This window comes from Stenotrophomonas sp. X (genome assembly GCF_055721025.1).
Window position 1 is genome coordinate 3433291 of sequence record NZ_CM146756.1, and the last position, 22494, is coordinate 3455784.

General features: G+C 67.1%; 19 protein-coding genes and 1 tRNA gene. 14 read left to right on the plus strand and 6 right to left on the minus strand.

Annotated elements, in window-relative coordinates; genetic code table 11:
- Nucleotides 1-101: 101 nt before the first annotated feature.
- The 5 genes from recG to gmk all read right to left on the minus strand — a co-directional run bounded on the left by recG (nucleotide 102) and on the right by gmk (nucleotide 6148).
- Nucleotides 102-2153 (minus strand): ATP-dependent DNA helicase RecG, encoded by a 2052-nt coding sequence (gene recG / locus ACZ75I_RS15820; RefSeq protein WP_219626853.1) that lies wholly within the window; start codon nucleotides 2151-2153, stop codon nucleotides 102-104.
- Nucleotides 2154-2220: 67 nt separating this feature from the next.
- Nucleotides 2221-2607, minus strand: a complete 387-nt coding sequence (locus ACZ75I_RS15825; protein WP_005410875.1) for a RidA family protein — start codon at nucleotides 2605-2607, stop codon at nucleotides 2221-2223.
- Nucleotides 2608-2803: 196 nt separating this feature from the next.
- Nucleotides 2804-4966, minus strand: coding sequence for a RelA/SpoT family protein (locus ACZ75I_RS15830; protein ID WP_472958265.1), 2163 nt, complete (start codon nucleotides 4964-4966; stop codon nucleotides 2804-2806).
- Between the two features lie 106 nt (nucleotides 4967-5072).
- Nucleotides 5073-5372 (minus strand): DNA-directed RNA polymerase subunit omega, encoded by a 300-nt coding sequence (rpoZ, locus tag ACZ75I_RS15835; protein WP_005410877.1) that lies wholly within the window; start codon nucleotides 5370-5372, stop codon nucleotides 5073-5075.
- A 110-nt stretch (nucleotides 5373-5482) separates the two neighbouring features.
- Nucleotides 5483-6148: a guanylate kinase gene (gene gmk / locus ACZ75I_RS15840; protein WP_005410878.1), complete on the minus strand. Its 666-nt coding sequence runs from the start codon at nucleotides 6146-6148 to the stop codon at nucleotides 5483-5485.
- Between the two features lie 290 nt (nucleotides 6149-6438).
- Here gmk and fdnG point away from each other — a divergent pair, with 290 nt between their 5' ends.
- The 10 genes from fdnG to ACZ75I_RS15890 all read left to right on the plus strand — a co-directional run bounded on the left by fdnG (nucleotide 6439) and on the right by ACZ75I_RS15890 (nucleotide 18328).
- The gene (fdnG, locus tag ACZ75I_RS15845; protein WP_346477230.1) at nucleotides 6439-9507 is read left to right on the plus strand and encodes a formate dehydrogenase-N subunit alpha; all 3069 of its coding nucleotides are present in this window, start codon (nucleotides 6439-6441) and stop codon (nucleotides 9505-9507) included.
- A gap of 10 nt (nucleotides 9508-9517) precedes the next feature.
- Nucleotides 9518-10435, plus strand: coding sequence for a formate dehydrogenase subunit beta (gene fdxH / locus ACZ75I_RS15850; RefSeq protein WP_012481154.1), 918 nt, complete (start codon nucleotides 9518-9520; stop codon nucleotides 10433-10435).
- Complete coding sequence (locus tag ACZ75I_RS15855) at nucleotides 10432-11079, plus strand: formate dehydrogenase subunit gamma (protein ID WP_472958268.1); 648 nt, start codon at nucleotides 10432-10434, stop codon at nucleotides 11077-11079. The genes fdxH and ACZ75I_RS15855 overlap by 4 nt, the downstream gene beginning before the upstream one ends.
- A gap of 471 nt (nucleotides 11080-11550) precedes the next feature.
- Nucleotides 11551-12534, plus strand: coding sequence for a formate dehydrogenase accessory protein FdhE (fdhE, locus tag ACZ75I_RS15860; RefSeq protein ID WP_346477228.1), 984 nt, complete (start codon nucleotides 11551-11553; stop codon nucleotides 12532-12534).
- Between the two features lie 3 nt (nucleotides 12535-12537).
- Entirely contained in the window at nucleotides 12538-13962 is a 1425-nt protein-coding gene (gene selA / locus ACZ75I_RS15865) for an L-seryl-tRNA(Sec) selenium transferase (RefSeq protein WP_346477227.1), read from the plus strand.
- On the plus strand, nucleotides 13959-15890 hold the full coding sequence (selB, locus tag ACZ75I_RS15870; RefSeq protein ID WP_472958271.1) for a selenocysteine-specific translation elongation factor: 1932 nt from the start codon (nucleotides 13959-13961) through the stop codon (nucleotides 15888-15890). Before selA ends, selB begins: the two co-directional genes overlap by 4 nt.
- A gap of 24 nt (nucleotides 15891-15914) precedes the next feature.
- A tRNA-Sec gene (locus ACZ75I_RS15875) sits at nucleotides 15915-16010 on the plus strand.
- A 26-nt stretch (nucleotides 16011-16036) separates the two neighbouring features.
- Nucleotides 16037-17116: a selenide, water dikinase SelD gene (gene selD / locus ACZ75I_RS15880; protein WP_472958273.1), complete on the plus strand. Its 1080-nt coding sequence runs from the start codon at nucleotides 16037-16039 to the stop codon at nucleotides 17114-17116.
- 70 nt (nucleotides 17117-17186) lie between these two features.
- Nucleotides 17187-17678, plus strand: coding sequence for a helix-turn-helix domain-containing protein (locus tag ACZ75I_RS15885; RefSeq protein WP_180867288.1), 492 nt, complete (start codon nucleotides 17187-17189; stop codon nucleotides 17676-17678).
- On the plus strand, nucleotides 17675-18328 hold the full coding sequence (locus ACZ75I_RS15890; protein ID WP_180867285.1) for a nucleotidyl transferase AbiEii/AbiGii toxin family protein: 654 nt from the start codon (nucleotides 17675-17677) through the stop codon (nucleotides 18326-18328). The genes ACZ75I_RS15885 and ACZ75I_RS15890 overlap by 4 nt, the downstream gene beginning before the upstream one ends.
- Before the next feature lie 25 nt (nucleotides 18329-18353).
- On the opposite strand, the gene ACZ75I_RS15895 is transcribed toward ACZ75I_RS15890, so the two are convergent.
- Nucleotides 18354-19214, minus strand: coding sequence for a YicC/YloC family endoribonuclease (locus tag ACZ75I_RS15895; protein ID WP_072168451.1), 861 nt, complete (start codon nucleotides 19212-19214; stop codon nucleotides 18354-18356).
- A gap of 124 nt (nucleotides 19215-19338) precedes the next feature.
- On the opposite strand from ACZ75I_RS15895, the gene rph reads away from it, so the two are divergent.
- From rph to hemW, 4 genes are read left to right on the plus strand one after another with little or no spacing between them, the layout of a single operon-like run.
- The gene (gene rph, locus ACZ75I_RS15900; protein ID WP_049426699.1) at nucleotides 19339-20064 is read left to right on the plus strand and encodes a ribonuclease PH; all 726 of its coding nucleotides are present in this window, start codon (nucleotides 19339-19341) and stop codon (nucleotides 20062-20064) included.
- Nucleotides 20061-20450, plus strand: coding sequence for a VOC family protein (locus tag ACZ75I_RS15905; protein ID WP_061480722.1), 390 nt, complete (start codon nucleotides 20061-20063; stop codon nucleotides 20448-20450). Before rph ends, ACZ75I_RS15905 begins: the two co-directional genes overlap by 4 nt.
- The gene (rdgB, locus tag ACZ75I_RS15910) at nucleotides 20447-21043 is read left to right on the plus strand and encodes an RdgB/HAM1 family non-canonical purine NTP pyrophosphatase (protein WP_061480723.1); all 597 of its coding nucleotides are present in this window, start codon (nucleotides 20447-20449) and stop codon (nucleotides 21041-21043) included. The genes ACZ75I_RS15905 and rdgB overlap by 4 nt, the downstream gene beginning before the upstream one ends.
- A 56-nt stretch (nucleotides 21044-21099) precedes the next feature.
- A complete protein-coding gene (hemW, locus tag ACZ75I_RS15915) occupies nucleotides 21100-22326 on the plus strand; it encodes a radical SAM family heme chaperone HemW (RefSeq protein WP_180867282.1) in 1227 nt (408 codons plus the stop codon).
- Nucleotides 22327-22494 lie beyond the last annotated feature (168 nt).

The window sequence follows — 22494 nt, forward strand, 5'->3', positions numbered from 1 at the left end:
GACGGGAGGATGATCGAAAGCGCCGTCTGTAGAGTCGAGCCATGCTCGACTCCCGCGCGCAGCGCGAACGGCAGCCGAGCATGGGCTCGGCGCTACGGGGATCAGGCCGAGGCGTAACGCACAGCGGTGCCGATCCACCGTGCAACCACGCGATCGGCCAGCGCGGGCTGCTGGTCCAGCAGGCGCTCGGCCAACTCATGCACGCCGGGCAGCAGGCCGGCGTCGCGGGCCAGGTCGGCAATGCGGAAACCGGCCAGGCCGGTCTGGCGCGTGCCCAGCAGTTCGCCGGGGCCACGCAGTTCCAGATCCTTCTCGGCGATGACGAAACCATCGTTGGTCTCGCGCATGGTCTGCAGGCGCTCGCGCGCCATCTGCGAGAGCGGGGCCTGGTACAGCAGCACGCAGCGCGATACCGCCGAACCACGGCCGACGCGGCCGCGCAGCTGGTGCAGCTGGGCCAGGCCGAGGCGCTCGGCGTTCTCGATCACCATCAGCGAGGCGTTCGGTACGTCCACGCCCACTTCGATCACGGTGGTCGCCACCAGCAGGTCGATCTCGCCGGCCTTGAACGCCACCATCGTCGCAAGCTTCTCGGCGGCCTTGAGGCGGCCATGCACCAGCCCGACGCGAACACCGGGCAGCAGCGCCTGCAGTGATTCGTAGGTGGCCTGCGCCGGGGTGGCATCCAGCTCTTCGCTTTCCTCGATGAGCGTACACACCCAGTACACCTGCCGCCCTTCCTGGCAGGCCAGTGCGATGCGCTCGATCAGTTCCGGGCGACGGTCATTGTTGAGCGCGACCGTCTGCACCGGTGTACGTCCCGGCGGCAGTTCGTCGATGGCCGACACATCCAGGTCCGCGTACTCGGACATCGCCAGCGTGCGCGGAATCGGCGTGGCGGTCATCACCAGCTGGTGCGGCACGCTGTTGCCGCCCGCGCCCTTGTCGCGCAGGGCCAAGCGCTGGTGCACGCCGAAGCGGTGCTGCTCGTCGACGATGGCCAGCGCCAGGTCCTGGAACACCACCGCCTCCTGCATCAGCGCATGGGTACCGACCACCACCTGCGCTTCGCCGTTGGCGACCTGCTCCATCACCTTGGCACGTGCCTTGCCGGTGACCTTGCCGGCCAGCCAGGCGATGCGCACACCGAGCGGTTCCAGCCAGCCGCGCAGATTGTTGAGGTGCTGCTCGGCCAGCAGTTCGGTGGGTGCGGCCAACGCAACCTGCTTGCCCTGCTCCACCGCCAGCATGGCGGCCAGCGCGGCCACCACCGTCTTGCCGGAGCCCACGTCGCCCTGCACCAGCCGCAGCATCGGGCTGGGGCGCGCGAGGTCTTCACGGATCTGCTTGAACACGCGTGCCTGCGCGCCGGTCAGCGCGAACGGCAGCTGCTTCAGCAGCGCCTTGGCCAGCTTGCCAGGACCGGCCAGCGGCGGCGCATGGTGTGCCTGCAAGGCAATGCGCTGGCGACGCAGGCTGAGGTGATGGGCCAGCAGTTCTTCCATCGCCAGGCGACGCTGCGCCGGGTGGGTACCAGCCGCCAACGCGGCCAGATCGGCATCCGGCGGTGGACGGTGCACGGTCAGCAGCGCGCTGCGCAGCGAAGGTAGGCCCAGGCCATCGAGCCAGCCGCTGGGCAGCAATTCCAGCGTGCTCTCCTCGGGCAGGCGGTCCAGCGCCTGGCCGATCAGCTTGCGCATGGTCATCGGGCCGACGCCTTCGACGGTGGGATACACCGGGTCGAGGCGGTCGCCAAGTTCAGGATCGTCGTTGCGGCCCAGCACCTGGTAGCTGGGATGGACGATTTCCAGGCCGAGGTGGCCGGGCTTGGGCGTGCCGAAGCAGCGCAGCCGGGTGCCGACCGCGAACTGCCCGACCTGCTGCTGGCGGAAGTGGAAAAAGCGCAGCACCAGGGTGCCCTGCCCTTCGTCTTCCACCGCCACTTTCAGCATCGGCCGGTAGCGCATGCCACGCTCGACCGCGACCACCCGCCCTTCCACCTGCGCCGGCACGCCGTTGCGCAGGTCTTCGATGCGGGTCAGCCGGGTCCGGTCTTCATAGCGCAGCGGCAGATGAAGCCAGAGATCCTGCAGGGTGGCCAGGCCACGCGCCTGCAGTTTGGCGGCCACGGCCGGACCGACGCCGGCGAGCATCGCCAGGGATGCTTCGCCGGACGGTGACAGGACCGGGGTGACCGCCGCCTTGCGTGCCACGTGGCGGTCAGTCGATGACCATCACCGCGTCGACCTCGAAGTTGGCGCCCTTCGGCAGGCCGGAGACTTCGATGGTGGAACGGGCCGGGTACGGGGCCTGGAAGTAGTCCTGCATGACCGCGTTGACCTTGGCGAACTCGCCCAGGTCGGTCAGGTACAGGCCCAGGCGCACGACCTTGTCCAGCGAACCACCTGCGGCTTCGGCCACGGCCTTGAGGTTGTCGAAGGCGCGGCGGGCCTGTGCTTCGACGTCACCGGCGCCGACGATGTCGCCGGTAGCCGGGTCGAGCGGGATCTGGCCGGAGAAGTACACGGTGTTGCCGGCGCGCACGGCCTGCGAGTACGGGCCGATGGCGGCGGGGGCCTTTTCGGTGTTGATGATCTGGCGGGACATGGGTCGCTCCGGTGCTTGGGGGAAAACAGAGCGGTGATTGTACCGGCTGGGGGTGCATCCACGCATGGCGTGGATCTACCGCAGTCCGGGCATGTGATGCGCCGCCTGTAGAGCCGAGCCCATGCTCGGCTGCTTCAGGCAAGAGCAGCCGAGCATGGGCTCGGCTCTACAAAAACCATCCACGCATGGGGTGGGGTTATTGGCGGCGTACCGATTGCACGACCGACAGGCGGCGCAGGCGGCGCATCACTTCTGCCAGGTGGTTGCGGTCGCGCACCTGGATGTTGAACGCCAGCACGGCGGCGTTGAAGTCGCGGTCCAGGTAGTCCACGCGCTCGATGTTGGAATGGCTCTGTGCGATGGCGGCGGCCAGCTGCGCCAGCACGCCGGTGCCGTTCTCCACTTCCACCACCAGCGAGGTGTCGTAGTCGCCGGAGACGGTGGTGTCCCAGCCGATCGGCACCCAGCGCTCGGGCGACTTGCGCAGCTCGGTCAGGTTCGGGCAGTCCATGCGGTGCACCACGATGCCCTTGCCGGCGGTGTGGTAGCCCATGATCTCGTCGCCGGGTATCGGCTGGCAGCAGCCGGCGAAGGTCACCACGCCGCGTTCGCTGCCGTTGATCAGGATCTTCTCCTGCGAATGGTGACGCGAATGCGGGCCGCCACGCAGTTCGGCGTAGGCCATCAGCGCCTGTGCGGCCTGGGTCGGCATCCAGTTGCCCAGTGCGACCTCGGCCAGCAGCGCTTCCAGGCGCGGGAAGCGGTGTTCGGCCAGGAACGCGTCCAGGCGGCCTTTCGGCAGGCGCTCCAGCGACGAATCCATCGCTTCCAGCGCGCGGTCGAGCATGCGGTGGCCGAGCTGCACGGCGTCTTCGTGCTCCAGCTGCTTGAGCTGGTGGCGGATGGCGGTGCGCGCTTTGCTGGTCACCACGAATTCCAGCCACTGCGGTTTCGGCGTGGCCGAGCGAGCGGTGATGATCTCCACCGACTGGCCCGACACCAGCTTGGTGCGCAGTGGCACCAGTTTCTTGTCCACGCGCGAGGCCACCGCCATGTTGCCCACGTCGGTATGCACGGCGTAGGCGAAATCAAGCGCGGTGGAGTTGCGCGGCAGCGCCAGGATCTTGCCCTTCGGGGTGAACAGGTAGACCTCGTCCGGGAACAGGTCGACCTTGACGTTGTCGAGGAACTCCAGCGAGGAACCGGCGGCGCGCTGCGAGTCGATCAGCTCGACGATCCAGGCGTGGGCACGGCTCTGCGCGCTGTTGGGCGAGTCACCACCGAACTTGTAGGTCCAGTGCGCGGCCACGCCGCGTTCGGCGATCAGGTCCATTTCCTCGGTACGGATCTGCACTTCGATCGGCGAGCCATACGGCCCGAACAGCACCGTGTGCAGTGACTGGTAACCGTTGGCCTTGGGAATGGCGATGAAATCGCGGAAGCGCCCATCCAGCGGCTTGAAGGTGGCGTGCACCGAACCCAGCGCGTGGTAGCAGCTGGGCACGCTGCGCACGACCAGGCGGAAGCCGAACACATCCATCACCTGGTCGAAGGATTTGTTCTCGTCGCGCATCTTGTTGTAGATGCTCCACGGGGTCTTGATGCGGCTGATCAGCCGATGCTCGATCCCCTCCTTGGCCAGGCGCTGCGACAGCTGCACTTCCACCTGCGCCATCGCTTCGCGGCGCACCACCGGCTGGCTGCGGATGTGTTTTTCGATGATGGCGTGGCGCCATGGGTAGAGCGCCTTGAACCCCAGATTCTGCAGCTCGCTCTTGACCAGGCTCATGCCCAGGCGCTGGGCGATGGGCGCGTAGATCTCCAGCGTCTCGCGGGCGATGCGGCCGCGCGCTTCGCGGCTCTGCGCGCCCAGCGTGCGCATGTTGTGCAGGCGGTCGGCCAGCTTGATCATGATCACGCGCAGGTCGCGCGACATCGCCAGCAGCATCTTGCGGAAGCTCTCGGCGGCCGCTTCCTGGCGGTCGCGGAACTTCAGCTTGTCCAGCTTGGTGACGCCGTCGACCAGTTCGGCCACGGCTTCGCCGAACTCGGCGGCCAATGCCTCGCGGGTCAGCGGGGTGTCTTCGATGGTGTCGTGCAGGATCGCGGCGATCAGCGCTTCCACGTCCAGGCCGAGCTCGGCCAGCACCTGGGCCACGGCCACCGGGTGGGTGATGTAGGGCTCGCCCGACTTGCGCGTCTGCCCAGCGTGCGCGGAGGCCCCGACTTCCCAGGCACGGCGCAACAGCGGCAGCTGTTCCGGCGGCAGGTAATGGGCGGCGCGTTCGAGCTGGAGGACATAGTCGGGTACGGCGGCAGCGGGGGCTGCGGCGACCTTGGCAGTGGGGCCTGGGTTCATGCCCGAAGCCTATTCCAGCGCGACGTTTACGGCAAATCCTGAATGCGAAACAGCCCGCACGGGGCGGGCTGTTCGGTGTATCCAACGATTACGTTGATCGATGCGATCAATCGTCGTTCTTGGACATGTCTTCGTCGGCGACCACTTCGGCGGCAGCCCACTCCAGCGCTTCGCGCTCGGCGCGCTCACGCTCGGCCTTCTCGACTTCGTCGATCAGGGCGTTGTCGATCTTGCGGGCGGCGATTTCCCGCAGCGCCAGCACGGTCGGCTTGTCCTCGGTCTCGCTGTTGTCCAGCGTGGCCTGCACGCCGTTGGCGAGCTGGCGGGCACGCTTGGACGCCATCATGACCAGTTCGAAACGGTTGTTAACGACTTCCAGGCAATCTTCTACGGTGATGCGGGCCATACGGGCTCCCGGCGACCGGTCGGCCGCTCAGTCGAATGAGGGAAAGGGGACGGAGTGTACTGGCAGGGGCTGGACAAAATCAAGCCAACCCCTACCCGATTCTTTTGGAATCAGTCAGTTGCACCCGGATCGGGGGTCAGCAGCGCCTGGATCAGGCCGGCGTGGCGGACCTTCTGGGCCTCCCGGCGCAGGCGGCTGGCAGTGAAGATGGCGCACAGCTCGTCCACGGCAGTGTCGAATACCTCGTTGACGATGACGTAGTCGAACTCGTTGAAGTGCAGCATTTCATCGCGGGCTGCCCCCAGCCGCTGGGCGATGACCGCTTCGCTGTCCTGGCCGCGCTTGCGCATGCGGTCCTGCAAGGCCTGCTTGGACGGCGGCAGGATGAACACGGTGACCGTGCCCGGCACCAGCTGGCGCACCTGCTGCGCGCCCTGCCAATCGATCTCCAGCAGCACGTCCTGGCCGGCGGCCAGCTGCGGTTCCACCGACTGCCGGGCCGTGCCCTTCCAGTCGCCGTGCACCCAGGCGTGTTCGAAGAAGTCGCCGGCGGCGATCATCTGCTCGAACTTCTCGGCACTGACGAAGTGGTAGTGCTGGCCGTTCACCTCACCGGGGCGCATCGCGCGCGAGGTGAAGGAGATCGACAGGGCGATCTGCGGGTCACGCGCCAGGGTGGCATTGACGATGCTGCTCTTGCCGGCGCCGGACGGGGCGGCCACGATGTACAGCGTGCCGCGCGCAACGGCGTCCGACGGCTTCGACGGGGCGCTCATGCGCGGAACCCAATTGGTTGATTTCGCAAAATTTTTCCTCGGTGTTCCAGGTCCGGCGCGGAGGATCGCGCCAGGACGGCGGGGGCTGCGCGGAACATCCTGGAACCAGGCCCGGCAGACGCTTCCCCAGGGGGCGGGCACGCAACTTTACCAGAGCAGGCCCTTTCCGGGCCCGTCCGGCAGGCGCCGCGCCTTGTGCCACATGGGCATCCGGGGGCCTGTGCTATAACCGGCCCGTACCCAACGACAGCCCGGAGGCCTGCGCCTCCCCGCCATCCCAGGAGAACGGCATGCCATCGATGAGCCGCCGCCAGTTCCTGAAAGTGACCGGGACAACCCTGGTCGGCTCCAGCCTGGCACTGATGGGCTTCGCGCCCGGCATCGCGCTCGCGGAGGTCAGGCAATACAAGCTGACCCGCGCGACCGAGACCCGCAACACCTGTACCTACTGTTCAGTGGCCTGCGGCATCCTGATGTACAGCCTCGGCGATGGCGCCAAGAACGCCGAGCCGAGCATCTTCCACATCGAGGGCGACCCGGACCATCCGGTCAACCGCGGCACGCTGTGCCCGAAGGGTGCCGGCCTGGCCGACATCATCCACAGCAAGTCGCGCCTGCTCTACCCCGAGTACCGCGCGCCCGGCACCAATGAGTGGAGGCGGCTGAGCTGGGACGATGCGCTGGACCGCATCGCGCGGCTGATGAAGGAAGACCGCGATGCCAACTTCGTGCAGAAGAACGAAGCCGGGCAGACGGTCAACCGCTGGCTGACCACCGGCATGCTGGCGGCCTCGGCCACCAGCAATGAAACCGCGGTACTGACCCACAAGGTCGTCCGCTCCCTCGGCATGCTGGCATTCGACAACCAGGCACGTGTCTGACACGGCCCGACGGTGGCAGGTCTTGCCCCGACGCTAGGCCGTGGTGCGATGACGAATCACTGGGTCGACATCAAGAATGCCGACCTGATCCTGATCATGGGTGGCAATGCCGCCGAGGCGCATCCGTGCGGGTTCAAATGGGTGACCGAGGCCAAGGCGCACAACAAGGCCCGGCTGATCGTGGTCGATCCGCGCTTCAACCGCTCGGCCGCGGTGGCCGATGTGTACGCGCCGATCCGCACCGGTACCGACATCGTGTTCCTGGGCGGCCTGATCAACTACCTGCTGACCGAGGACCGCATCCAGCACGAGTACGTGCTGAACTACACCGACATGTCGTTCCTGGTGAAGGACGAGTTCGCCTTCAAGGACGGCCTGTATTCGGGCTACAACGAAGAGAAGCGCAGCTACGACCGTTCCAGCTGGGACTACGCCTACGGTGACGATGGCTTTGTGCGCAGCGACCCGACGCTGAAGGACCCGCGCTGCGTCTACAACCTGCTGAAACAACACTACGCGCGCTACACCGTGGAGATGGTCGAGCGCATCTGCGGCACGCCGGCCGACAGCATCCGCCAGGTGTGGGACATGATCGCGTCCACCGCCGGCAAGGACAAGGCGATGACCATCCTGTACGCGCTGGGCTGGACGCAGCACTCGATCGGCGCGCAGAACGTGCGTGCCGGCACCATGGTGCAGCTGCTGCTGGGCAACATCGGCGTGGCCGGTGGTGGCATGAACGCGCTGCGCGGGCACTCCAACATCCAGGGCCTGACCGACATCGGCCTGATGTCCGACCTGCTGCCCGGCTACCTGACGCTGCCGAAACAGGATGAGCAGGACTACAACGCGTACATCGCCAAGCGCACGCAGAAGCCCCTGCGCGCCAACCAGATGTCGTTCTGGCAGAACTACCCGAAGTTCCACGTCAGCCTGATGAAATCGTGGTGGGGCGATGCCGCCACCGCCGACAACAACTGGTGCTTCGATTACCTGCCCAAGCTCGACAAGCCGTACGACATGCTGCAGGCGTACGAGCTGATGAACGAGGGCAAGATCCATGGCTACATCTGCCAGGGCTTCAACCCACTGGCTTCGGCGCCGAACAAGGGCAAGCTGATCAGCGCGTTCTCCAAGCTGAAGTTCATGGTCAGCATGGATCCGCTGGAAACCGAGACCATCGCCTTCTGGCAGAACCACGGCGCACTGAACGACGTCGACCCGAGCACGATCCAGACCGAAGTGTTCCGCCTGCCCACCACCTCCTTCGCCGAGGAGAACGGCGCGGTGGTCAATTCATCGCGCTGGCTGCAGTGGCACTGGAAGGGGGCCAACCCGCCGGGCGAAGCGCGCAGCGACATCGAGATCATGTCCGAGCTGTTCCATCGCATCAAGGCGATGTACGAGAAGGACGGCGGTGCGTGGTGGGAGCCGGTGCGCGACCTGGCCTGGAACTATGCCAACCCTGAAGTGCCGACGCCTGAAGAGCTGGCGATGGAGTACAACGGCAAGGCGCTGGTTGACGTGTTCGATCCGAAGGATCCGACCAGGCTGGTGCGCAAGGCCGGCGAGCAGCTGGCGACGTTCGGCGACCTGCGCGACGACGGCAGCACCGCCTCCGGCTGCTGGATCTACATCGGCGCCTGGGGTCCGACCGGCAACATGATGGCGCGGCGTGACAACAGTGACCCGACCGGCATCGGCAACACGCTGGGCTGGGCCTGGGCGTGGCCGGCCAACCGCCGCGTGATGTACAACCGCGCCTCGTGCGACGTGGCCGGCCAGCCCTTCGATCCGCGCCGCACGCTGCTGGCCTGGAACGGCAAGAACTGGGGCAACGTGGACGTGCCGGACTTCAAGGCCGACGAAGATCCCGCCGGCGGGATGGGCCCGTTCATCATGAACCCGGAAGGCATCGCCCGCTTCTTCGCCAAGGCCGGCATGGCCGAGGGACCGTTCCCGGAGCACTACGAGCCCTTTGATACGCCGCTGCGCAGCAACCCGCTCAGCCCCGGCCAGGCGCTGACGCTGAACAACCCGGCGGCACGCGTGTTCGCCAGCGACCGTGCACAGATCGGTTCGCCGGACGAGTTCCCGCATGTGGCCACCACCTACCGCCTGACCGAGCATTTCCACTTCTGGACCAAGCACGGCAAGTTGAACGCCATCATCCAGCCCGAGCAGTTCGTCGAGATCGGCGCGGCATTGGCCGACGAGCTGGGCATCACCAACGGCAGCCGCGTGCGGGTGAGTTCCAAGCGTGGCCATATCGAAGCCGTTGCGATGGTGACCAAGCGGATCAAGGCCCTGCAGATCGATGGAAAGACCGTGCACCAGGTGGGCGTGCCGATCCACTGGGGCTTCCTCGGTGCGGCCAAGCCCGGATATATCGCCAATACGCTGACCAATGCCATCGGTGACGGCAACTCGCAGACGCCCGAATCGAAGTGCATCCTGGTCAAGGTCGAGAAGGTGTAGGAGAAACGCCATGTCACTGCAATCGCTGGACATCATCCGCCGCTCGGCCACCACCACGCCCTCGCCGGAGGCGCGCGGTGCGCACACCGGCCAGGTCGCCAAGCTGATCGATGTGAGCAAGTGCATCGGCTGCAAGGCCTGCCAGGTCGCCTGCATGGAGTGGAACGACCTGCGCGACGAAGTGGGCAGCTGCGTTGGCAGCTATGACAACCCGCCCGATCTGAGCGAACAGTCGTGGACGGTGATGAAGTTCCGCGAGTACGAGGACGAAAAGGGCAAGCTGGAGTGGCTGATCCGCAAGGAGGGCTGCATGCACTGCAGCGACCCGGGCTGCCTGAAGGCCTGCCCGTCGCCCGGCGCGATCATCCAGTATGCCAACGGCATCGTCGACTTCCAGGAAGAGAACTGCATCGGCTGCGGCTACTGCGTGACCGGCTGCCCGTTCGACGTACCGCGCATCTCCAAGAAGGACCACAAGGCCTACAAGTGCACGCTGTGTTCGGACCGGGTGGCGGTCGGTCAGGAGCCGGCATGCGTGAAGACCTGCCCGACCGGGGCGATCACCTTCGGCAGTAAACAGGCGATGACCGAGCATGCCGCCGGCCGCGTGGAAGACCTGAAATCGCGCGGCTACGAGAATGCCGGCCTGTACGACCCGCAGGGCGTCGGCGGTACCCATGTGATGTACGTGCTGCAGCACGTGGACAAGCCCGAGCTGTACGCCGACCTGCCCAAGGACCCGCGCATCAGCCCGATGGTGGAAGTCTGGAAGGGCGTAGCCAAGCCGCTGGGCGTGCTGGCGATCGCCGCCACGGCCTTTGCTGGGTTCCTGCATTACATCGGCATCGGCCGCAACACGGTCAATGACGAGGAAGAAGAAGAAGCCGAGCACGAGGCGAAGAAGATCGAAGAGGAGCAGCGGCCATGAAGTACGCCCCGCACCCGCGGCAGATCGTCCGCTACCGCGCGCCGACCCGCATCAATCACTGGATCGTGGCGATCTGCTTCGTGCTGACCGCGCTGTCCGGGCTGGCGTTGTTCCACCCTGCCCTGTTCCCGTTGACCCAGCTGTTCGGTGGCGGCCCGTGGACGCGCATCCTGCATCCGTTCATCGGCCTGGCCATGGTGGTGGGCTTTGCGCTGCTGGCGTTGCGCATGTGGCGCGACAACCTGCCGACCGCCGATGACCGCGCGTGGATGCGCGGCATGCGCGATGTGCTGCGCAACGAGGATGAAAAGCTGCCACCGGTCGGTCGCTTCAATGCCGGCCAGAAGCTGCTGTTCTGGGCCATCATCGGCTGCCTGTCAGCACTGCTGCTGACCGGCTTCGTGATCTGGCGGCAGTATTTCAGTCATTTCTTCCCGATCGGAGTGATCCGCTTCTCGGTGCTGGCCCATGCGCTGTTCGGCTGGGTGCTGGTCTGCGCGATCGTGGTGCACATCTATGCGGCGCTCTGGATCAAGGGATCGGTGCGGGCGATGACCCAGGGCAAGGTGACCTATGGGTGGGCGTACAAGCACCACCGCCAGTGGTTCCGCGACATCCTGCGCGGGCGCCGGGAAGAGGGTTAGCGGCAGGGCCTGCGGCCCTGCACCTGCTTCAAGCCAAGGCAACAGCAACAGCGGCTATCCGTGGGATGGCGGGGTGGATCCGGTTGCGGGAGACGCTGCAAGTACCCCTCCGGGGCCCGGCCCAGCCGCTGGCGGCTGTGCGTTCGGGCGCTTGCGAAGCAGTGCTTCGCAAGCAAAGCGCCCTCACCCATGTAAGCTCGGTCGCCGCATCCATGCGGCTCACGCTTCCGCAACCGGATCCACCCCGCCTTCGACAGTTGGCCGCGATCTGTCGGTGGGTGCCGACCGTTGGTCGGCACTGATCGAATCCCGACCAACGCTCGGGATCCACTTTCAACCAACCGATGGGGTCAGATCCGTTTTCCTGTGGAAAACGGATCTGACCCCAACCATTTCAGATGGCCGGCAACACGCTGGACGCCAGCGCCGACAACAGCGAGGATGGAGCCTGGTTCTTCTGGCTGGCCCTGCATGGCGCAACGCATCCTTGAACCCGGTGAGATCGAGACGCTCGCCTCGCGCGATGTGCCGCGCATCATCCTGCCTGATACCGAGTCACTGTTTGCTACGCGCGCGGCACGCCTGCGCAGCCTCGCCGCGCACAGTGCCATCGGCGGCTACCTGCAGCTGCTGGCGGCGCTGGCCGATGCACAGCAGGCGCTGCTGGAGGATCTGACACCGCAGCAACGCGAGGACCTGCAGGCACAGGCGCGTGCACAGCAGTCGAGCGCGGCGGCCGGCGCCGGCATGCCATTGCGGCCGGCCAACTCGCTGCAACTGGATGGGCGCTGGCGCGACTGGCTGCGCACGCTGTGCCGGCACTGTGCCGACGAGGCCGGGCTGCCTGCGGAAACCCGGCAGGAGCTGCAGCGCGTCGCGGCTGCTGATGATGCGTGGCTGGATGCACAGGCGCATGCGGTGCTGGAACGCGATGACGCGCCCTCGGTCGACGCCGTCGCTGCGCTGCTGGTGATGAACGCGCTGCAGGTGTACTGGGCGGTGCTCGCCGCCAGCTTCCATCCGACCGACCTGAAGCCGCTGGCCGATGCACCAGGGCTGTGCCCGCTCTGTGGCACGCTGCCGGTGGCCAGCGTGGTGCAGGCGCGCCCACCCTACGCCGCCTATCGCTACCTGTCGTGCTCGCTGTGTGCCTGCCAGTGGCATTACGTGCGCGTGCAGTGCAGCCAGTGCGGCGCCGCAGGCAAGGACATTGCCTATCGCGCCCTGGCCGATGTGGACGGTGACCGCGGCGAGGCGGTGCGCGAGAGTGCGGTGCGCGCCGAGACCTGCGACCACTGCCACAGCTATCGCAAGATCCTGTACCTGGAGAAAGATCCGTCACTGGAGCCGATGGCTGATGACCTCGGCACGCTGGCGCTGGACCTGCTGCTGGCCGAGGAAGGCTATGCGCGCGCCAGCCAGAACCCGCTGCTGTGGCAATCCGACGGCGACTGACCTATGCCACGCTCGCACGCCACACCGGCATCGGCCGCCGCCCTGCCTTCGCTGGACCGGCTGCTGCGCCTGCCTGCGTTGTCGGCCATGATCGAACGCCACGGCCGCAGCCGCATCACCCAACTGCTGCGCGCACACCTGCAGGAACTACGCGACCGTATCAGCGCCGCGCAGCTCTCGGCCGAACGCCTCGAACAGGCCATCAACGGCCCGTCGCTGGTCGCGGCGCTCGACGCCGCACTGGCGGCCGATGCACGGCTGGACCTGCAGCCGATCTTCAACCTGACCGGCACCGTGCTGCACACCAACCTGGGCCGCGCCCTGTTGCCCGATGTCGCTGTGCAGGCGGTCACCCGCGCAATGACAGCGCCGGTCGATCTGGAATTCGACATCACCCGCGGCCGCCGCGGCGACCGCGATGCACGGGTGCAGGCGCTGGTCTGCGAACTGACGGGCGCCGAAGCCGCCACCGTGGTCAACAACAATGCGGCGGCGGTCCTGCTGCTGCTCAACAGCCTGGCCAACCGCCGCGAGGTGGTCGTCTCGCGCGGCGAACTGGTGGAGATCGGCGGCGCCTTCCGCATTCCCGATGTGATGCGCAGCGCCGGCGCGCGACTGCTGGAAGTGGGCACCACCAACCGTACCCACCCGGCCGACTTCGCCCATGCCATCGGCGCCCGTACCGCGTTGCTGATGGAAGTGCATGCCAGCAACTACGCGATCACCGGTTTCACCGCCAAGGTCGACACTGCGGCGATGGCTGCGATCGCGCACGAGCACGGCCTGCCGCTGGTGGTGGACCTGGGCAGTGGCAGCCTGTGCGACCTGGCGGCCTTCGGCCTGCCGCACGAGCCCACCGTGCAGGAAGCACTGGCGGCCGGCGCCGATCTGGTTTCGTTCAGTGGCGACAAACTGCTGGGCGGCCCCCAGGCCGGGATCATCGCCGGCCGCGCCGACTTGATCGCGCGGATCAACCGCAACCCGCTCAAGCGGGCGCTGCGCATGGACAAGATGGGCCTGGCCGCACTGGAAGCCGTGCTGGCCCTGTACCGCGAACCGGAACTGCTGGCACTGCGGCTGCCGACCCTGCGCAGCCTTTCGCGCCTGCGGGATGACATCGACGAGCAGGCACACCGCCTGCTGCAGCCGATGCGCGCGTCGCTGGCCGCCGACTATGCGCTTGAACGGGCTTCGATGTACAGCCAGATCGGCAGCGGCGCGCAGCCACAGGCGCAGCTGGCCAGCGCCGGACTGCGCGTTACCAGCGCGCGCCGCGGCGGGCTGGATCGCTTGGCCAAGCGCTTGCGCCAGCTGCCCCGGCCGGTGCTGGGCCGCATTGCCGATGACGCGCTTTGGCTGGACCTGCGCTGCCTGGAACCCACCGACGAAGCCGCCTTCCTCGCGCAATGGAGCACGCTGCAGGCATGATCGTTGGCACCGCCGGGCATATCGACCATGGCAAGACCAGCCTGGTGCGCGCACTGACCGGCATCGAGACCGATCGCCTGCAGGAAGAACGCACACGCGGCATCTCCATCGAGCTGGGCTATGCCTATGTCCCGGTGGAGAACACAGGCGGAGGGAATGCCGAGGCGACGCTGGGTTTCGTCGATGTGCCGGGCCATGAACGCTTCGTGCATACGATGGTGGCCGGCGCCACCGGCATCGATGTCGCCCTGCTGGTGATCGCCGCCGACGACGGTGTGATGCCGCAGACCCGCGAGCACCTGGCAATCCTGCAGTTGCTGGGCGTGGATCGCGGTGCAGTCGCCCTGACCAAGATCGACCGCGTGGACGCCGCGCGCATCGCCCGGGTCGAGATCGAGATCGCCGCGCTGCTGGCCGGAACGCCGCTGCAGGATTCCCCCGTATTCGCCTGCAACAGCACCGTACCCGACGATGCTGGCATCAACGCGCTGCGTACCCAGCTGCACGCGTGGGCGTCGGACGACGCCAACACGCGCCAGGCCGAACTGCGCGGCGAGCTGTTCCGCATGCCGGTGGACCGCGTGTTCTCGCTGGCCGGCCACGGCACGCTGGTGACCGGCGCAGTGCACGGCGGCGTCGCTGCCGTGGGTGAGCATCTGCAGCTGATGCCGGCCGCCACGGACGTGCGCGTACGCAGCATCCACGCGCAGAACCAGGCCAGCGAACACGCCATGGCCGGGCAGCGCTGCGCGTTGAACCTGGCCGCCATCGCCCGCGACGACATCCACCGTGGCGACTGGATCGCCGACCCGCGCGCCCTGCTGGCGACCCGTCGCGTCGACGTGCGCCTGCGGCTTTCCGCACTGGCCGCACCGTTGCGCGACTGGGCGCCGCTGCACATCCACTGGGGCACGATGCACCGGCAGGCCCATGTGGTGCTGCTGGAGGATGTCGATCACGGCGACGGACAGTTGGTGCAGCTGGTGTTCGATGCCCCGGTCTGCGCGATGTGTGGTGATCGCTTCATCGCCCGTGATTCAGCGGCGATCCGCACGTTGGGCGGTGGCATCGTGCTCGATCCGGACCCGCCACAGCGGCGCCGGCGCAGCCCGGCACGGCTCGCCTGGCTGGGCGCACTGGAGCAGCTGGCGGCAGGGGCAGGAATCGGCCCGCTGTTGCAGCAGGCTTCCTTCGGCATAGCCATGGCCGCCCTGCAACGCTACTGCCGGCGCGCGGCCGACCGGATCGATCTGCCTGCAGACACACGGCGCATCGTCACCCGCGAAGACACGGTGGTCATCCTTGCTTCGCACTGGCAGGCGCTTCGCGAACAGGTGACCATGTCGCTGCGCAGCTGGCACGAGCGACGTCCGGATGAACCCGGTGTTGATAGCGGGCGCCTGCAGCGCAGTACGCTGCCCGCGCTTGCAACGAGCCTGTGGAATGCTCTGCTGCAGGGCCTGCTGGACGACGGCAGCGTGCAGCGCGTGGGCGCCTGGTGGCGCCTGCCCGGCCATGACAATGCGCCGCCGGAACGCGAGCGACTTCTGCTGGAACGCGTGCTGCCGCAACTGCACGCCGGTCGCTTTGATCCACCGTGGGTGCGCACGCTGGCCACCGACGCCGGTCTGGCCGAAGACGAGGTCCGCGCCGTCCTGCGCCGCGCCACCGCGCGTGGCGAACTGTTCCAGGTGATGCCGGACCTGTTCTATGCACCGGCCCGCATTGCCGAGCTGGCCGCGATCGTCGCGCAGCTGTCGCAGGCCACCGGCACGGTGGATGCGGCCACCTTCCGCGATGCCATCGGCCTGGGCCGCAAGCGCAGCATCCAGATCTTGGAGTTCTTCAACCGCGTTGGCTACACTCGACGCGTCGGTGACCAGCATCGGCCGCGCGGCGACCTGCAGTGGAACGCAGCCCGCGAATGAGCCCACCGGTGCCGCCGTACTTTCGGAAGGCATGCGCATCCGGGCATGCGGCTGGGCTTCAAACCCAGTAGGGGGCGTCGATCGTTCCCTGGTAGGTTCGACTCCTGCTGCCTTCCGCCATTGGTGTTTCCGCAGGAGATGTCGGCATGGCCACGCACGCGCAGTCCCCCGCCCCTTCAACGGCCGATGCCCCGCAACGACTGACTTCGCTGGCACACGGCGGCGGCTGCGGCTGCAAGATCGCGCCGGGCGTGCTGTCCGAACTGCTGCGGGGCGTGCCAGCGCTTCCGGCACCGGCCGAACTGCTGGTCGGCCGCGAGACCAGCGACGACGCCGCGGTGTACCGCCTCGATGATCGCCAGGCAATCGTCGCCACTACCGATTTCTTCATGCCGATTGTGGACGACCCGTTCGACTTCGGCCGCATCGCCGCCACCAACGCGCTGTCGGACCTGTATGCGATGGGGGCACGACCATTGTTCGCGCTGGCCATCGTCGGCATGCCGATCAACACGCTGCCGCAGGAGACCATCCGCGGCATCCTGCAGGGCGGCGAGCGTGCCTGCGCCGATGCCGGCATCGTGGTCGCTGGAGGCCACAGCATCGATTCGGTGGAACCCATCTATGGCCTGGCCGCGATCGGCGTGCTCGACCCGCAGCGGCTCAGGCGCAATGCCGATGCCCGCGCCGGCGATGTACTGGTGCTGGGCAAGCCGTTGGGCGTGGGCGTGTATTCGTCGGCGCTGAAGAAAGAAGTGCTGGATGCCGAGGGCTACCAGCAGATGATCGCGTCGACCACCCGCCTGAATACCGTGGGCGTGCCGCTGGCCGCGCTGGACGGTGTGCACGCAATGACCGACGTCACCGGTTTCGGCCTGCTCGGCCACCTGCTGGAAGTGTGCCGGGCCAGTGGCGTTGCCGCCGAAGTGGACAGCGCGCAGATCCCGCTGCTGCCGCAGGCCTTGGACCTGCTGCAGCGCGGCTGCGTAACCGGCGCCTCCAATCGCAACTGGGCCTCCTATGGCGCCGAGGTGCGCTTCGCCGATGGGTTGCCAGCCCACTGGCAATCGCTGCTTACCGACCCGCAGACCAGCGGCGGCCTGCTGGTGTCGTGTGCCCCGGAGGCAGTGGACGCGGTGCTGGCCTGCTTCCACGACGCAGGGTTCGGCCAGGCGGCTGTGGTGGGACGATTGAGCGGAGGAATGCCCGGCGTCAGGGTGGTTTGAGACGTGAAGGTTTGCCAACCTGCCGCTTCCAGATATTTGAATTTTGTCCAAAATATTGGACAATATAGACATGAACCTGATCGACATCGGCAAAGCGGTTCGTACCCGCCGTGAGCAACTTGGCCTGTCGCAAGGCCAGCTTGCCCATCTCAGCGGCCTTTCCAGGCAAACGGTGGTCGGCCTGGAAGGGGGCACTCTGAGCGACCTGGGCGTCAATCGCGTGGGCCAGTTGATGGCCGTGCTCGGCCTGGATGTTCCGGCACCCAGCACCGAAAACCGGCTGCGCAAGCAAGGTCTGAAAATGGCCGCACGCACCGCCAACGTGAGTTACGCGAGCGAACTGACGGCTGGCGAGTTGGCCCGCGTGCTGGTCAGCGGGGAGGTTCCTGCCACCTACGCAGCGCAGATGGCGCACCTGCTGGATGAAGCCCCTCCCGCCATGATGGTGATGGCAGTCGAAGAAGCTGCAATCGGCGCGCAGCTGCCGCCACGGCGCATCTGGCGCAACGTGGCGAAGATGGCCAACACGCTTTCTGCCCATCGCAAGGACCTGTGGATGTGAACCGGGAATTGCCTGCCGGCGCCTGGCAGGCGCTGCTGCCCCGAGCGCTGGTCCTCATCGAGGAGATTCGCCGCCACGGCGGCGTCATCGATCCGTTCTGGACACTGGGCGGCGGTACCGTGCTGATGTTCCGGCACCGTCACAGGCTCAGCAAGGACATCGACATTATCGTGCCGAATCCCCAGTACCTGGGATTCGTCACTCCCCGCTTGAGCGATGTCGCCGCCAGACTTACCGGCGACTACAGCGAAGATCCAAGCTCATGGGTCAAGCTGCAGTTCGAGGAAGGCGAGGTGGACTTCGTCGCGGCTCCCAATCTTCTCGATGATGCCTGGGAGGAATGGACGATCGATGACCAACGTGTCCGCGTGGAAACCTCGGCGGAAATCATCGCCAAGAAGATGTTCCATCGCGGTCATCGGGCAACGGCCCGAGATCTGTTCGATCTTGTGCTGGTGATCGAACGCGAACCTGAGGCGCTGGCAAATGCTGCGCATGCGTTGGTCCGCCATCGATCAACGTTTCCTGATCAGATCCGCAATCCCCACCCGACATTGGAGATTGCGTTCAAGGCCATCGATACGCTGGACTACACGCCAAGCTTCGACCACTGCGTCGCGATTGCCGGGGACTACCTGGAAGGACTTTGATCCTCCCACGCGAGTGCCCAGAACATCACTCGATGTTCTGCACCTGTTCGCGGATCTGGTCGATCAGCACCTTCAGCTCCACCGCGGCATTGGACGTACGGCTGTCCACCGACTTCGAGCCCAGCGTATTGGCTTCGCGGTTGAACTCCTGCAGCAGGAAGTCCAGGCGGCGGCCGACCGGCTCGCGCTGCTTGAGCACGCGGCGGATCTCGACAATGTGGCTGCCAAGGCGATCCAGCTCCTCATCCACGTCCAGCTTCTGCAGCCAGAGCACCAGTTCCTGCTCGGCGCGGCCGGGATCGACCGGGTGCGGCAGGTCGGCCAGGCGTGCAGCCAGCTTGGCGCGCTGGCCGTCGCGAATGGCCGGAATCAGCGTGCGCACTTCAGTCGCGATGCGTTCGATGCCGTCCACGCGCTCGCTGATGGCGGCCGACAACTTGCCGCCTTCGCGCTCACGGGCCTCGACGAAGCCGTCCAGCACCTGGTCCAGCAGGGCCAGTGCCTCGGCCTGCAGGGCGGCGGCATCGGTGGCCTCGCCGCGGGTCACGCCGGGCAGCTGCAGCAGCTCGGTGAAGCTGACCTGCAGATTGGGGAAATCCGAGGTCAGCCGGTGCGCCAGGCGGCCCAGCTGGCCCAGCAGGGCCTCGTCCACCTGCAGGTTGGCCGCTGCCTCCGGTGCACGCAGGCGCATCACCAGATCCAGCTTGCCACGGCTCAGGCGTGCGGCGATGCGCTCGCGCAGCTGCGGTTCCAGCGCCCGCAGTTCTTCGGGCAGGCGGGTGCCGACCTCCAGGAAGCGGTGGTTGACCGAGCGCAGCTCGCAGCCCAGCGTGCCCCACGGGGTGACCCGCTCGCCGCCGGCATAGGCGGTCATGCTTCGAATCATGGAATGTGTCCGGTGCGTGCAAAGGGGGAATGGTACCCTAGCGCCCTCACCAGAGCCCCCTTGCCCGCCCCGTGAAGGCCGCGGGCGTGGCGGCGTACTCCCTCGCCATTACGGAACCCGCACCATGTCCGATTCCCGCCCCAGCGGCCGCCAGCCCGACCAGCTCCGCCCGGTCGTCATCCAACGCGGCTTCACCCGCCATGCCGAAGGGTCGGTACTGGTGTGCTTCGGTGAAACCCGTGTGCTGTGCACCGCCAGCGTCGAGAACCGCGTGCCGGGCTTCCTGCGCGGCAAGGGCGAAGGCTGGGTGACTGCCGAGTACGGCATGCTGCCGCGCGCCACCCACACCCGCAGCGACCGCGAAGCAGCCCGTGGCAAGCAGGGCGGCCGCACGCTGGAGATCCAGCGCCTGATCGGCCGCAGCCTGCGCGCCTGCGTGGACCGCAACGCGCTGGGCGAGCGCACCATCACCCTGGACTGCGACGTGCTGCAGGCCGACGGTGGCACCCGTACCGCCGCCATCACCGGCGCCTACGTGGCCCTGGTCGATGCGGTGAACGTGCTGATGAAGCGTGGCGACATCAAGCGCAACCCGATCCTGGGCGCAGTGGCGGCGGTGTCGGTGGGCGTGTACCGCGGCACCCCGGTGCTGGACCTGGACTACGCCGAAGACAGCGACTGCGACACCGACATGAACGTGGTGATGAACGACGGTGGCGGCTTCATCGAACTGCAGGGCACCGCCGAAGGCCACGCCTTCCGTCGCGATGAACTGGACGCGCTGCTGGGCCTGGCCGAAAAGGGCGTGGCCGAGCTGCTGGCCGCGCAGCAGGCGGCGCTGTCGGCATGAACCGGCGCCTTGCCCTGACCACGCTGGTGGTGGCCGACTATGACGAAGCCATTGCCTGGTACACCGGCAAGCTCGGCTTCACGCTGCTGGAAGACATCGACCAGGGCCACAAGCGCTGGGTGGTGGTCGGCCCGACCGACGGCAGCGCCGCCGCCCTGTTGCTGGCCCGTGCCAGCGACGAGGCGCAGCGCAGCCGCATCGGCAACCAGACCGGTGGCCGCGTCGCCTTCTTCCTCAACACCGACGACTTCCACCGCGACCACGCGGCGATGCTGGCCGCCGGCGTCGAGTTCCTGGAAGCGCCGCGCGAAGAACCCTATGCAACGGTCGCGGTGTTCCGCGATCTGTATGGCAACACCTGGGACCTGCTGGAGCCCCGTCAATGAAGAAACTGGTACTGGCCAGCCACAACACCGGCAAGCTGGTGGAGATGCAGGAGATCCTCGCCGACCTGCCGCTGCAGATCACCTCGGCCGCCGAACTGGGCCTGGGCGACGTGGAAGAGACCGGCCTGACCTTCGTCGAGAATGCGCTGCTGAAGGCACGCGCGGCCTGCGAAGCGACCGGCCTGCCGGCACTGGCCGATGATTCGGGCCTGATCGTCGATGCACTCGGCGGCGCGCCCGGCCTGTACAGCGCGCGCTATGCCGGCCACCCGACCAACGCGGCGGCCAACAACGCCAAGCTGCTGGACGCGATGGCCGCAGTGCCCGACGGCCAGCGCAGCGCCCGCTTCTACGCGGTGATCGTGCTGCTGCGCCACGCCACCGACCCGCAGCCGCTGATCTGCGAAGGCCGCTGGGAAGGGCAGATCATCCGCGAGCTGCGTGGCACGAATGGTTTCGGCTACAACCCGGTGTTCCTGGACACCACCCACGGCCTGACCGCCGCGGAAATGGAGCCGGCACTGAAGAATGCCATCAGCCACCGTGCCATCGCCCTGCAGCAGCTCAAGCAGCAGCTGGCGACGCTGTACTGACGCCGCCTGATCGAACCAGGGAAGCCGGCCAGTGGCCGGCACTACCGATGAAGCCCATGCCGCACGCCCACGACCACTGCAACCACCTGCCCGGCGAAGCCTGCTCCGCTGCCCACGACAGCCCGCCGCGGCTGGTGCCGCCACCGCTGTCGCTGTACGTGCACCTGCCGTGGTGCGTGCGCAAGTGCCCGTACTGCGATTTCAATTCGCACCAGGCCAAGGGTGAACTGCCGTTCGATGCCTACATCGACGCGCTGCTGCGTGACCTGGACCAGGACCTGCCGCTGGTCTGGGGCCGGGTGGTGCACAGCGTGTTCTTCGGCGGCGGTACGCCCAGCCTGTTCCCGCCGGAAGCGATCGACCGTTTCCTGCAGCAGGCCAGCGCGCGCCTGCGCTTTGCCCCCAACGCCGAAATCACCCTGGAAACCAACCCGGGCACCGCCGAGCATGGCCGCTTCGACCGCTACCGCGCGGCAGGCGTGAACCGCCTCAGCTTCGGCATCCAGAGTTTCGACGACGCCATGCTCAAGCGCCTGGGCCGCATCCACGACAGTGGCGAAGCCGAGCGCGCGGTGAAGATGGCGCAGGACGCGGGCTACGACAACTTCAACATCGACCTGATGTACGCGCTGCCGGAACAGACCCTGGCCGGTGCCGAGGCCGATCTGGAACGTGCATTTGCGCTGCAACCGGCCCATATCTCGCACTACCAGCTGACCCTGGAACCGAACACGGTGTTCTTCGCGCGTCCGCCGCAGGGCATTCCCGATGAAGACAACGCCTGGGACATGCAGGAGCACTGCCAGTCGCTGCTGGCGCAGGCCGGTTTCAGCCAGTACGAAGTCAGCGCCTACGCACGCCCCGGTCGGCAGAGTGCGCACAACCTGAACTACTGGCGTTTCGGTGACTATCTGGGCATCGGTGCCGGTGCGCACGGCAAGATCAGCTCGGGCGCCGAAGAACACGTGCTGCGCCGCTGGAAACTGAAGCACCCGCAGGCCTACCTGGACAGCGCCGGCACGCCGGCCTCGTTCGGTGGTGACGATGTGATCGCGCCCGCGCGCCTGCCGTTCGAATACATGCTCAACCTGCTGCGCCTGCACGAAGGCTTCGGCCTGCGCGATTTCGAGTCGCGCACCGGGCTGCCGCGCAGCGTGCTGGACGCGCCCCTGGCCGAGGCCGTGCAGCGCGGCTGGCTGGACGTGGCGGAGGGCCATGTGCAGCCGACCGAGCTGGGCCGTCGATTCACCAACGATGTGGTGAGCCTGTTCCTGGAGGACTAGACCTTCCGCCGTAGCGGGTAGCGCCGGCCGCTGGCCGGTACTCCGGTGGAGACAGCGTTGCCGGCCAGCGACCGGCACCACCGTTCATCCGTCGTCCCTCCCCAGCGGACGTGAGACACGTTCACCCTAAAGTAGCGCCGACTGCGGCCGACACGGTAGATTCACAAG